General features: G+C 66.4%; 8 protein-coding genes. 5 read left to right on the forward strand and 3 right to left on the reverse strand.

The features are described 5' to 3' along the window. Positions 1–19: 19 nt before the first annotated feature. On the reverse strand, positions 20–3,247 hold the full coding sequence (locus VF167_16615; GenBank protein ID HEX6927048.1) for an amidohydrolase family protein: 3,228 nt from the start codon (positions 3,245–3,247) through the stop codon (positions 20–22). Between the two features lie 185 nt (positions 3,248–3,432). Between VF167_16615 and VF167_16620 the strand changes: the two genes are divergently transcribed. Beyond that, on the forward strand, positions 3,433–4,227 hold the full coding sequence (locus VF167_16620; GenBank protein ID HEX6927049.1) for a DUF5020 family protein: 795 nt from the start codon (positions 3,433–3,435) through the stop codon (positions 4,225–4,227). A 10-nt stretch (positions 4,228–4,237) separates the two neighbouring features. On the opposite strand, the gene VF167_16625 is transcribed toward VF167_16620, so the two are convergent. Next, complete coding sequence (locus tag VF167_16625; GenBank protein ID HEX6927050.1) at positions 4,238–5,716, reverse strand: DASS family sodium-coupled anion symporter; 1,479 nt, start codon at positions 5,714–5,716, stop codon at positions 4,238–4,240. Positions 5,717–5,851: 135 nt separating this feature from the next. Then, complete coding sequence (locus VF167_16630; protein ID HEX6927051.1) at positions 5,852–6,931, reverse strand: serine hydrolase; 1,080 nt, start codon at positions 6,929–6,931, stop codon at positions 5,852–5,854. 519 nt (positions 6,932–7,450) lie between these two features. Between VF167_16630 and VF167_16635 the strand changes: the two genes are divergently transcribed. From VF167_16635 to VF167_16650, 4 genes are all read left to right on the forward strand, one after another. After that, entirely contained in the window at positions 7,451–10,294 is a 2,844-nt protein-coding gene (locus tag VF167_16635) for an insulinase family protein (GenBank protein ID HEX6927052.1), read from the forward strand. Positions 10,295–10,408: 114 nt separating this feature from the next. Then, the gene (locus VF167_16640) at positions 10,409–10,732 is read left to right on the forward strand and encodes a hypothetical protein (GenBank protein HEX6927053.1); all 324 of its coding nucleotides are present in this window, start codon (positions 10,409–10,411) and stop codon (positions 10,730–10,732) included. Between the two features lie 185 nt (positions 10,733–10,917). Continuing rightward, on the forward strand, positions 10,918–11,994 hold the full coding sequence (locus VF167_16645) for a M20/M25/M40 family metallo-hydrolase (GenBank protein HEX6927054.1): 1,077 nt from the start codon (positions 10,918–10,920) through the stop codon (positions 11,992–11,994). A gap of 39 nt (positions 11,995–12,033) precedes the next feature. Then, positions 12,034–12,552: a TlpA disulfide reductase family protein gene (locus tag VF167_16650; GenBank protein ID HEX6927055.1), complete on the forward strand. Its 519-nt coding sequence runs from the start codon at positions 12,034–12,036 to the stop codon at positions 12,550–12,552. Positions 12,553–12,649 lie beyond the last annotated feature (97 nt).

Here is a 12,649-nt window from a genome sequence, read left to right on the forward strand (position 1 = left end):
CGGTTTGGGCGGTGGCGGCTCAGTGCCCCTCCCCGTGAGTGATGGTGGCTGCCCCTCCGGAGAACTGCTGCCAGAGCGGTTCGGGTGCGGGGGCCGGATGATTGCCCAGCTGCGCCAGCGTCCGGGAGTCGTAGAGGCGTCCGTTCGCCATTACGAGCTCGATCGATTTGCTGTTTCGGATGTTGGCGAGCGGGTTTTCCCGCAGCACGACGAGATCCGCCAGCTTTCCCTCCTCGATCGAGCCGATGTCGCCATCCAGACCCAGGTACTCGGCGCCGGCGATGGTCGCGGTCCGTAGCGCCTCCAGCGGGGTCATGCCGCCCTGCTCCAGCATCCAGAGCTCCCAGTGTGCACCCAGGCCCTGCAGCTGCCCGTGCGCACCCAACTGAACGTGGCCGCCGGCATCCAGCACGGCCTTGGCGGCACGAGCGCTGAGGATGTAGGAGTAGTCCTCGGGGGCCGCCATCTGGCGTCGCCGGGAGCGAGCGTCCAGGATCGCACGCGGGACGAAGTGGCGCAGCGGCTCCTCCTTCCAGACGTCCGACTCCTGAAACCAGTAGTATTCCCCGCTCAAGCCCCCGTAATTCACGATGAGAGTCGGGGTGTATCCTGACTTCGACTCCGCCAGCAGGGTGAGTACGTCCCTATAGAGCGGGGCCACCGGAATATTGTGCTCGATTCCGGTGTGGCCGTCGAGGAGGTGGGTGACGTTGAAGTAGAACGTGCTCCCTCCCTCCGGCACCACCATCATCTCCAGCTCCCGTGCCGCTTCCACGATCTGCTGCCGCACGTCCCGCCTCGGCTGGTTGTAGCTCTTGACGGTGAAGGCGCCCACCGCCTTGAGCCTGCGCAGGTGCGAAAGGGCGTCCTCGTACGATTCGATGACCACCTTGTAGTCGGTGTCGGCGCCGTAGAGGATGCGCCCGGTAGAGAAGAGCCGCGGGCCCGTCATCATTCCCGCGCGGATGAGCTCCGCACTGGTGAACACCGCCTCCGTGTCGTTCGAGGGGTCGTGCATGGTGGTCACCCCGTAGGCCAGGTTCACCAGGAAGCCCCAGAGGGTCGTCGGCTGGATACCGTCGCTGCCGGTGCCGATGTGGGCGTGCACGTCGACCATCCCCGGCATCACAAAACGACCGGACACGTCCACTCGCGACGCGTCGGCGGGTATCGTCACCTCGGCCGATGGCCCGACGGCGACGATCCGGTTCTCCTCCACCAGCACCGTGCCGTTCTCGATGACTCCCCGCGGACCCATGGTGATGATGGTGCCTCCGACGAGCGCGATGCGTCCGGAGGGGCGATCGGCGGTGGCGACGAACCCGATCGGGATGCCGCTGGCGGTGGGCTCTTCCTGCACCCGCCGGCCGTCGAGGGTCGCGAACTCGAAGGTCTCGGCGAGATCCCGGTGGAACAGCTCGGGCCCCAGCGCCCAGTAGACTCGCCGTGAATCCGGGGTCCAGTGCAGGTAGTGTCCCGCGTCGCGCGAGATGCGGCGCACGGGATATTCGGTGCTCGTCGGGGAGAACTCGATCGCGCGGCCGGTGTGTGGCAGCGGAGCGAGGTACGCGTTGTACCTCTCCACGACAGCGACGTAGCGATCGTCAGGCGAGGGGACGATCTCGGTTGCCGCTTCCGCGGACAGGTGCACGTGTCGATCGCCGCCGTGCAGATCCACACTCTCCAGAGTCGTTCGCCCCTCGTCCTCGCCGATCAGGTAGATCCGGGCGCCCGTCCGATTGAAACGCGGGCGGGATCCTTCTTCGGTAACGCGGCGCGCCTCTCCGCCAGTAGCCGGTACGATGTAGATGCCGCGCTCGTGGGTGAAGAGCTCGCCCCGGAGTCCATCCCCGCCCACCTTCCGGTAGACTATGTGCGATCCGTCCGGCGAGAACGACGGCTCGACGTAGTGGCCGGGCTCTCTGGTAACGGTGCGCGGGTTGGTGCCGGAAGGGGAGACGATGCGCACCGATCCCTGCTCGCGGTCGTTCCAGGTGGTGTACACGACGAATTGGCCGTCGGGCGACCATGAGGGGTAGAGCTCCCAGCTCTCCTGGTCGCCGGTCAGTCTTCGCGGGGTTCCATCGGGGAGCTCCTTGATCCACAACTTGCCGAGCGCGCTGTAGACCACCTGCCGCTGGTCCGGAGAGACCGACACCCAGCGAAGCATGCGAACCGAGAAGGTCTCCTCGCCGATCTTCTGTGGGAAGCGAACCGCGTCGGTGATTCGCTGGCGAATCGTCGCGCGGAAGGGAATCTGCCGCGGCTTTCCGCTGGCGACGTCGACCCGCCACAGCTTCCCCTGCGCCCAGATCACAATGCTCGAGCCATCGGGCGTCCAGTCGTAGCCGGGATAGGTGCCGAAGAGCGCCCACGCCTCCTGCTGGTCGTGACTGAGGCTGTCCCAGAGCACCCGTTCGCGGCCGCTCCGCATGTCGTGAAGCATCAAGGCCGTACGCGTGCCGAGGCGGCGGACGAACGCCATCTGGCTCCCGTCCGGCGAAAGCCGCGGTGCCATCGAGCCCCCCGATCCGTCGATCCAGGTCTCCTTCTCACCTGTCTGCAGGTCGATCCGCTGGATCACATAGATCTCGCCGTGCGGATCCCGGTTGTACTCGAAGCGGCCCCCGGGGCTGACGTCCTCGCTGTAGTAGACGTACCGGCCATCCGGCGACACCACCGGCTCGGTGGCGTTCTGCTCCCAGTTCCGCCTCTCCGAGATCTGTGATCCCCCACCCCCGGCGATGTGGTAGAGCCACATCTCCCCGGCACCGAGCGAGCGGGTGTTGCGGAAGTGCTTGCGTCCCACGAGGTAGAGCCCGTCCGGCGTCCAGGCAGGGTTGCTCACCTGTCGCTCCTTCTCGTGGCTGACCTCTCGAGGCTCGCTCCCGTCGGCGTTCATCACCCACAGGTTCTCCAGGCCCCCGCGGTCGCTGGTGAAGGCGATGCGGGTGCCGTCCGGACTGAAGCGCGGCTGCGTCTCGAAAGCCGGCCCCCCGCGGATCAGCCGTGCCGTGCCGCCCTCGATCGGCAGGAGGTAGATGTCGCCGACGAGATCGAAGACGATCTGGCGTCCGTCGGGACTTACGTCCACCGACATCCAGGTGCCCTCGTCGGTGGTGAACTCCACCACCTTCCCGGGCCCGTGGGAGTCGGTGACGTCCCAGTCGGATTCTTGCTGAAATGCCGCGAGCGTCGAGGGAACGAAGAAGGTCAGGAGTGCGGAAATGCCTGCAATCAGACGCATCTGTCTTTCTGCTGGGGTGGGATCGCCGACGTAACCTGAGAGCGGAACCCGGTAGGCCGCTCCCGGGAGCCGTTTCCAGCGCCGGCCGCGGACGATCCAAAGCCCGACGGCAGCGCCTGGGTGCACTGGTGGAACGGTGAGCACCGGCCTATAAATAGCCGCTTCACGAAACGGGAGAAAACACGTTGATTCGACAGATCGCTATCGCGGTGGCGGCGAGCGCCCTCGCGCTGGGCCTTCGCCCGGCGGCGTTGGCGGCTCAGGAGGAAGCCCCGGAAGAAGAGGAATACCCTCGGATCTCCGTGACCGAGGGGCATCTGCTCGCCTACTTCACCGAGGCCGAAAACTCACCCGTTCTGGTCGGCACGCTCCAGCATTTCAGCGTGTGGCGGTACGGGAGCAACTTCTTCTTTGCGGACGTTTCCGGGGGGTCAGAGTTGGCGGTGCGCGATACCGACCTCGGTGTATACCTCGAGTACGCGCCGGTGCTCAGCCTGCAGCGCGTCGGGCTCCTGCCCGCCCCGGGCGGTCCCTTACGGGACATCGGGGCGACGGTCCAGGTGAACGGGGGATGGACGGCGGGCGGTACGCCCATCGACCGGGTCTTCCTGGAGGGCGTAGAGCTGGCGTGGTCGGTGCCCGGCTTCGCCGTGTTGAACACGCAGCTCCTTGCCCGGCAGGAGCGAGGTTATCACCCATCGTGGCAGGCGACCTGGGTCTACGACGTGCCTTTTCGATTGGGTCCAGCCGTGGGGCAGGTGGCCGGATTCATGGACGTCTGGCGCCGCACCGGGCGGGGTGAGCCAAGCACCGTCCTGGTAGCGCAGCCGCAAATTCTGGTGACGCTCGGCTCGCCGGAGCCGGGGCAGAGCTTCTTCCAGGTCGGAGTCGAGCTGGAGCCCTCGCACGACTTCCCTGTGCGGGAAGCGAGGCGCGGCTGGAACCTCGGCATCAGCCCGCTCGTACGCTGGGTTTTCTGAGGCCGCCATCTCAGGCCCCGAACACTGCGGCCACGATGGTCCAGGTGAGGATCACGATGGCCGCAGTGAACAGAAGATTGAGTACCAAGCCGGCGCGGGCCATCTCCGGAATACTCACGTGGCCTGTGCCGTAAACGATGGCGTTCGGCGGTGTAGCGACGGGGAGCATGAAGGCACAGCTCGCCGCCAGCGCTGCCGGCACCGCGAGCAGGATCGGATCGGTGTCGAAAGCCGCCGCCACCGAGGCTGCCACCGGCAGGAAGGCGGCCGCGGTGGCGGTGTTGCTGGTGAGCTCGGTGAGGAAGATCACCACCAGGGTCACCGCGGTCGCGACGCCGACCGGTGGGATTCCCTGGAGAGCATCGAGCGACTCGCCGAGCCAGCTCGCCAGGCCAGTGCGATTGATGGCCCCGGCCAAGGAGAGCCCTCCCCCGAAGAGAATGAGGACGTCCCAGGGAAGCCGCGCCGCGGTAGACCAGTCCAGGAGCGCACCTCCCTCCTCGCTCCCGCTCGGGAGCACGAAGAGGAGAAGGGCGCCGACAATGGCGATTCCGGCGTCCGAGATCCCCGGCACCACCCTCGCCAGGAGCGGCTGAAATACCCAGGCGAGCGCGATCAGGGGCAGCACGACGCAGAGGATGCGTTCCGACCTGGAGAGCGGGCCGAGCGCCCGCCGCTGGTTGGCGATGAGCTCTGCGCCGCCGTGGACATCCTCCTCGCCCACCGGATAGATCCAGCGGGTCAGCACCAGCCAGGTCAGCGGCAGCGTCACCACCACCAGGGGAACGCCCACCAGCATCCACTCACCGAAGCCGATCTGGCGCCCGTAACTCTCCGCCATGAAGCCGGCGAGCAGCGCGTTGGGCGGCGTGCCGATGAGTGTCCCCACGCCGCCGATGCTGCACCCGTAGGCGATCCCCAGCATCATCGTGATCCGGAAGTTGCGCTGGGCCCGCTCGGTCGCGGGATCCCACTGTGCTTGCGCCTCGCCCGACTCGCCCGGCTCGCGTAGCAGCGCGATTACCGAGAGGGCCATCGGCAGCATCATCACGGCCGTGGCCGTGTTGCTCACCCACATGCTGATGGCTGCGCTGGCGATCATGAAGCCCGCCACTACACGCGCGGGACGGGTGCCCAGCGCCTGGACGATGGCCAGCGCCACCCGGCGGTGAAGCCCGGCGCGCTCCAGCCCCGCGGCAATCATGAAGCCGCCCATGAACAGGAAGATCACGGGATTCGCGTAGGGCGCCGCAGCCTCCTCGATCGAGCCGACTCGCAGGAACGGAAACGCCGCCAGCGGGAGTAGCGCCGTGGCGGCGATGGGAATGGCCTCGGTGATCCACCAGATCGCCATCCAGAGCGCCAGGGCGGCGGTCTTCCAGGCGGTGGCATCCATCCCCTTGGGGGCAGGCAATGCCAGGAGAAAAAGGAACAGCAGAGGACCGCTCAGCAATCCGGCCAGCTTTGGTGGCGGAGTGGCTACGTTCATGCGGACCGACGACGTAAGAAACGGCGGTTCGACCACGGGGCGAAGAGCAGCACAGGATAGCCTGTATGGCGGGGGGCGGCCAGAACTGGAGAGTCATTTCTGGCTGCCAAGGCGATCGTGCGGTGTCTGGAGTGCTCAATGAAGCGGTCGGTGTACCGCAACCCGCGCTCCTCGCTCCGCCGCCGGAATCAGATCGTCATCGAGGATCGAGTGAAGGACGCGCAGGTGTCCCCCGTCGCGCGAGACGTCCGCCGCCGAGGTCATGACTACGATCAACTCCAGGTCGGGAACCAGAAACAGGTACTGCCCGCCGTAGCCCCAGGCAAAGTACACGGAGTGTCCGCGTGCCTCCTTGATCCACCAGCCATAGCCGTAGCGGTGCGAATTGAAGCGGGATTGCGTGCGCGGGATCCATGACTCCCGGATCCACTCCTGCGAGATGATCCGCTGCCCACCATACTCGCCGCCGCGCAGGAACAGCTCGCCGAAGCGGAGGAGCTGCCGCGGCGTCATGCGCATCTCATTGCCACCGAAGTAGATCCCTTGAGGATCCGTGGTCCAGGGCAGGAGCTCGATACCCAGCGGCTCCGCCAGCTTCTCGCGGGCGTATTCGTAGGTGCTCATCCCCGTCGCCTCGGTGATGATGGCGGAGAGCAGATGGCTGGTGCCGGTGCTGTACTGCATGCGTCCGCCCGGCTGGTCGACCATCGGGCGGGTAATGGCGTAACGAACCCAGTTCGGGCTGGTGACCCATGCCCCGTAGTTGCGTCCGGAGGTGGATTCGAGTCCCGCCTGCATGGAGAGAAGGTCTCGGAGGGTGATGCCCGCTCGCTCGGATTCCTGTTCGGGGGTGAGGTATTCGGCGAAGAATGGGACGATGGGCTGCTCGAGCCCCTCCAGGTGCCCCTCTTCGATGGCGATGCCGATCAGCGTGGCGATGATGGTCTTGGAGGCGGACTTGATGTTCGCGGGCGTGTCCGGCCCCCGCCCGCGGAAGTACAGTTCGGTCTCGATCTCTCCCTGCCGCCACACGAGCAGGCTGTACAGGCGTGGGAGTGCGGAGGCACGGATGACAGCCCGTTCGAGGAGGGCGCTGTTCAGGCCAACGGTCCGAATCGGCGCTTCCTCGGCCACCTCGGGTGGGGAGCCTTCAGGCGCCCGCCGCGCGTCGGAGCAGGCGACAGCGGCTGTCGCGACCAGGAGGGTCAGCGGCACTGATGACCAGCGTCGGATCATGAATCGGCGCGCGGGCAAGAGGTGGAGAGACTCCCTGCAGCGCGGCTGCCGCCCCCCTGCAGGGGTTGCGCCTGGTGAGCAACGATGGTTATCTTCCCGCGTCCGAACGCGGAGCGATTTCGGACGGAGGGCATGAACTGGTGTCCACGCCCGATGTTCCACCCTAGCAAAGGAGGTGATCCTTGTCCTACGACTCGACTGTACGCCACCCGGCACGGGCAAGCGATCGCCGCATCGGTGCGTAACCGATCGTAACTGGCGAAAAGGTCCGCAGCGGCCGGTGCCATCGACGGCATCGCGCCGGGTAGCGGCAGAAGCGACACCGTCGGCGCTCGGCGCCGACGGTGTCGTCGCTTTTTGCATCCTGGCTTTCGGCAGCCGGAACGGGAATCAAAGGGGAAGAAGAGGTGTAGCATCTTCATGCGCCCTGCAGGCCCCGCGGGAGCCTCGACCCGTCTTCGGGAGCTGCATCGGCCCTCTGTCCGCAGAATCCTCTCCATGCGTCCGATCATCGGTCTCCTGCTCAGCCTGCTCACGGGGTGCACGCCCTTCCTGTTGCGTCCCTCCGCGCTGGAGCCGCTGCCGGCCGACACGTCGGTCCGCATCGGCGAGCTGGAGAACGGCCTGCGCTACTACATCCGTGAGAACCACGAACCGCGTGCGCGCGCTGAGCTGCGGCTGGTGGTGAACGCCGGGAGCGTCCTCGAAGCTGAGGACCAGCGAGGGGTCGCTCATTTCGTCGAGCACATGGCGTTCAACGGGACTACCAACTTCGAGAAGCAGGCGTTGGTGGACTACCTCGAGCACATCGGCATGCGTTTCGGCCCCGATGTGAACGCCTACACCAGCTTCGACGAAACCGTCTATCTGCTCACGGTTCCGACCGACTCCGCCGGGGTGCTCGACACCGGTCTGCAGATCCTGGAGGACTGGGCTACCGGTATTTCCTTCGACTCTCTGGAGGTGGAGAAGGAGCGGGGGGTGGTGATCGAGGAATGGCGGCTGGGCCGGGGAGCAGGCTCGCGCATGCAGGAGAAGCAGCTGCCAGTGCTGCTGCGCGGAAGTCGCTATGCGGACCGCCTACCCATCGGCACACGCGAATCGCTCCAGCGGTTCGACATCGAGGCCGCTCGCCGCTTCTATCGAGACTGGTATCGCCCGGACCTCATGGCCGTGGTGGCCGTGGGCGACTTCGATCCCGATTCGATGGAAGCGAAGATTCGCGAGCAGTTCTCCGACATCCCCCCGCGTGGCGGGCCAGAACGGCGAAACTTCGGGGTTCCCGAGCACGACGAGACGCTGATTTCCGTGGCCACCGACGAGGAGGCGACGGCGGCTACGGTGAGCCTGAACACCAAGCGGGAGCCGTCCCGGTGGACGACGGTGGCGGACTACCGGCGCTGGATCGTGGAGACGCTCGCCAGCAGCATGATCAACAACCGGCTGACCGAGTACACCCAGCGCCCCAACTCTCCCTTCCTGGATGTGTCGTCGTTCCAGGGTCGGTTCCTGCGCCCGGTGTCTGCCTATGTGCTGACCGCGCGAGTCCCTCCCAACGGAGTAGAGCGCGGGATGCGGGAGTTGCTGCGGGAGATCGTGCGCGTTCGCCAGCACGGCTTCACCGAGTCGGAGCTGGAGCGCGAGAAGACGCAGCTCCTGCGACGCGCGCAGCAGCGATACACCGAGCGGCATCGCATCACCTCCGCCAGCTTCGCCGCGGACTACACGGCTCATTTCCTGTACGGCGGCACCCTCGTCGCCGCAGAGGACGAATACGAGCTCTACCGCAGGCTGGTCCCCGGGATCACGTTGCCGATGGTCAACGCGGTCGCGAAGGAGTGGATGCGGATGGCGAACCGGGTGATTCTGGTCAGCATGCCGGAAAGCGACACCATCCGGGTGCCCGCGGAATGGCGTCTCGAGTCCATCGTGCGCACGATGGAGCGGCTGCGCACGACTCCCTATGACGACACCCAGGTGGATGCGCCGCTGCTCGGCTACCAGCCGGAGCCGGGACCGGTGGTCTCGGAGCGGAAGTACGAGGAGCTCGGGATCGTCGAGTGGGAGCTCGAGAACGGCGTGCGGGTGCTCGCCAAAGCGACAGACTTCCGCGAGGACGAGGTGCTGATGGTGGGGCGCAGCCCGGGTGGATCGTCACTGGTGTCGGACGAGGACTACCTGGCGGCGCTCACTGCACCGGCAGTGGTCCAGGCCGGCGGCCTCGGTGAGCTGAGCCAGACCGAGCTACGCAAGCTGCTCGCCGGCAAGGTAGCCGGCGTCGGCGTGGACCTTTCCGAGCAGCACGAGGGGGTATCCGGGGCGGCTTCGCTCCAGGACCTGGAGACGCTTCTCCAGCTCGTGCACCTGAAGTTCGTCGCCCCGCGCCTCGACAGCCTCGCCATCGAGGCGTACCGGCAGCAGGCACGCTCCACGATTGCCCTGCGCTCGCGCGACCCCGATCAGGTCTTCGTCGACTCGCTGAGGGCGATCCTCTCGCAGTACCATCCCCGGGCTCTTCCGCTCACCGTCGAGGACTTCGAGCGCCTGGACGTAGAGCGATCCTTCGAGATCTACCGGGATCGGTTCGGCGACGCGAGTGACTTCACCTTCTATTTCGTCGGCAGCTTCGAGGTGGACAGTCTCCGTCCGCTGGTGGAGCGCTATCTCGGTAGCTTGCCGTCGCGGGGACGGACGGAAAAGGGCAGGGATACGGGGGTCGAACCTCCGTCGGGGGTGGTCACACGGACGATTCGCCGGGGGCACGAGTCACGCGCTCGCACCCAGATCGTCTTCACGGGTCCGATCGAGTTCGAGCGCGATCGGCTGTACGAGCTCGATCTGCTCGCCGGGGTGCTGCGCATACGACTCCGGGAGACGCTCCGAGAGGAGCTGAGTGGCACGTACGGTGTGAGCGTCGGCGCCGGCGCGGTGGCCGAGCCTCGCCCGCGCTACCAGGTGGGAATCGCCTTCGGGAGCGAGCCGGAGCGCATGACCGAGCTGACTCAGGCCGTTTTCCAGGTGATCGACAGCCTGCAGACGTACGGTCCTACCCGCAATGACTTCCTGAAGGCGAAGGAGATGGCCCTGCGGGCCCGGCAGACGGACCTGCGAACCAACCGCTTCTGGATCGAGCGGATGCTCAGTTACGATCAGCACGACTGGCCGCTCGAAGGGATCCTCGATCTGCCGGAGTGGCTCGATCGTGCCAGCGAGGAGACCATCCGGCGTGCCGCGCGGATGTTCCTCGATGGGGGACGATACGTGCAGGTCACCTTGCTGCCCGAGGGATCCGCACCGGCCGACACTGTCGAAGGCGTTGCCGGGACGGAACTTCGCAGGTAGGGCCGGGTATCAGTGGTTCTGCCTGCACCAAGGTGCGTTTCAAGCGACGACGCGCCTTCCGGGATGGACACCCGGGGGGCGCGTTCCTTCATTCACCCCCACCCAGGAGGAGTTTTGTCCAGGCATCGGAAAAGCGATTTCGAGATTGCCCGTGACGAGCTGATGAGCCACATCCATCGGTGCGGCGTGCTCAAGGCACTGCCGGAACACCAGGTGGAGTGGATGGACGATACGATCGAGTACCTCGGCGAGTGCTACCCGTCGCTGACCGACGCCCAGCTGGCCGAGCTGAAGCAGATCGGCCTCCGCTTCTGCGCGCCGGTCATCCCGCACGGCGATGGGTATTCGGCTCTGACCGTGACGGAATCCGAGTACGGCAACGGCGTTCAGCAGGGAGAGAGCGACGCGAGCGATAGCCTGCAGATGGCGAGCGTGTGAGCCGTTGCGGCGCCATCGGATATGCGGATCGGGCGGGCCATGTGGTCCGCCCGAGGTGTTTTGAGCTTTCGTTCGGCCTGGTCCGGCGATGGTGAAGGCCTTCGGTTGAGCACATTGCCGGGCGCCGCGGCGGTGAGCCATATTGCTTCGGTTTCGTTCCCGCCCCTTCCACCACCGCCCCGTGGATGACTCACCTCTCCAGCTCGATCCGCTGGCGTGCGCTCGCCGTCGTTGCGCTGACGTCGATTGGTTGTGCCGCGGGTGACCGCGCGTCGGCGCAGGGGCAGGGGGGTGGCAACCAGGGCGTCGATCTGCGCGCCACTCTCGAGGCGCTCGCGGACGATTCACTGATGGGACGGCGGACCGGGACCGAAGGAGCGGATCGCGCCGCTCTCTTCATCGCCGCGGAGCTGCAGCGACACGGGGTGCAGCCCGCCTTCTCAGCCACCCCGGGTGGCGATAGTGCCTACTTCCAGCGCGTGCCCCTTGTCCGCGGCGACCGGATGCAACTGCTCGAAGGGTGGGCGGAGTACGATTCCGTTCCCGCTGAACAGCGTGTTCATGCGGCGAATGTGATCGGGATCGTTCCCGGGAGCGACCCGCGGCTGCGTGACGAGGCGATCGTGGTCGGGGCTCACTACGACCACGTGGGAATCGGGCGTCCGGTCGATGGCGACTCGATCTACAACGGCGCCGATGACGATGCGTCCGGAGTAGTGGCCGTACTCGCGGCGGCGCGCGCGCTGGCTGCCGGGCCTCCACCTGCGCGAACGGTCGTCTTTCTGCTGACCACGGGGGAGGAGCAGGGTCTCCTGGGAACCCGCTGGTACATCCGGAGCCCGGTGGTTTCGCTCGATCGGACCGTGGCCGATCTACAAGTTGAGATGATCGGCCGGCCAGATAGCGCCGCGGGTGGGCCGGGACGTGCGTGGCTCACGGGGTACGAGCGCTCGAGCCTGGGCGCGGAGCTCGCGCGGAACGGCCTTGCGGTGATCCCGGACCCGCGGCCCGATCAGCAATTTTTCCTGCGCAGCGACAACGTCGCGTTCGCCTGCCAGGGTATCCCCGCACACACCCTCTCCTCCTTCGGTCTACACGCCGACTACCACGGACCGGACGACGAGGTGGAGCGGATCGATTTCGCTCATTTCGCCGAGGTGGTGGAGGCGACCATCGCGGCCGTGCGGTTGCTCGCCTCGGGAGACGCTCCGGCATGGAATGAGGGTGGGGATCCAAGCAGGAATCCAACGGTATGTGGTTGACAGGAATCGAGGGATCGCCTGGCACGGGGGAGAAGAGCAATGAAGGCAAGAACGTTGGGGGTGGCGCTGCTGGTCACCGTAACGGCGGCCTGCGACACGACAAAGATCCCTCGTGCTCCCGAGGTGGGGGCGCGCGCGCCGGAGTACGCGGCCGCGGCATTGAACGGGGATTCCGCTACGCTGGCGGATTATGAGGGAGAGGTCGTGCTGCTGAACGTCTGGGCGACCTGGTGCATCCCGTGTCGTGAGGAGGTTCCGGCGCTTCAGCGCCTGCACGAGCGCTTCTCGGAGGAGGGACTACGGGTGGTGGGCGTCAGCGTGGACGCCCAAGGGGAGGCGAGGACCGTTCGCGAGTTCGCCAACGAATTCAGCGTCACCTACGACATCTGGCTGGATCCGGACGAGCGGGTGATCGACGACTTCCGGGTGATCGGGGTACCGAACACGTTCCTCATCGACCGTGAGGGGATCATCCGCTGGAAGCACATCGGTCCGGTACGCGATGACGACCCCGCGCTGCTGCAGCCCCTGAGGGAGGCTCTGCAGGCCGAGAGCTGATGGCCGAGCAACCGAGTAAGCGGAGCGAGTGACGACGGTCGGTCGGTGTCGCCGGGACACCGATCGGAAGGCAGGAAAGACGAGGAAAAGAGAAAGC

The sequence above is a fragment of the Longimicrobiaceae bacterium genome, assembly GCA_036375715.1.
In the GTDB taxonomy this organism is placed as follows: domain Bacteria; phylum Gemmatimonadota; class Gemmatimonadetes; order Longimicrobiales; family Longimicrobiaceae; genus DASVBS01.

Excerpts from the sequence above, each read along its gene's own strand:
- VF167_16615 (HEX6927048.1), bottom strand. The coding sequence starts at position 3,247 with ATGCGTCTGATTGCAGGCATTTCCGCACTCCTGACCTTCTTCGTTCCC.
- VF167_16625 (HEX6927050.1), bottom strand. The coding sequence starts at position 5,716 with ATGAACGTAGCCACTCCGCCACCAAAGCTGGCCGGATTGCTGAGCGGT.
- VF167_16645 (HEX6927054.1), top strand. The coding sequence starts at position 10,918 with ATGACTCACCTCTCCAGCTCGATCCGCTGGCGTGCGCTCGCCGTCGTT.
- VF167_16635 (HEX6927052.1), top strand. The coding sequence starts at position 7,451 with ATGCGTCCGATCATCGGTCTCCTGCTCAGCCTGCTCACGGGGTGCACG.
- VF167_16650 (HEX6927055.1), top strand. The coding sequence starts at position 12,034 with ATGAAGGCAAGAACGTTGGGGGTGGCGCTGCTGGTCACCGTAACGGCG.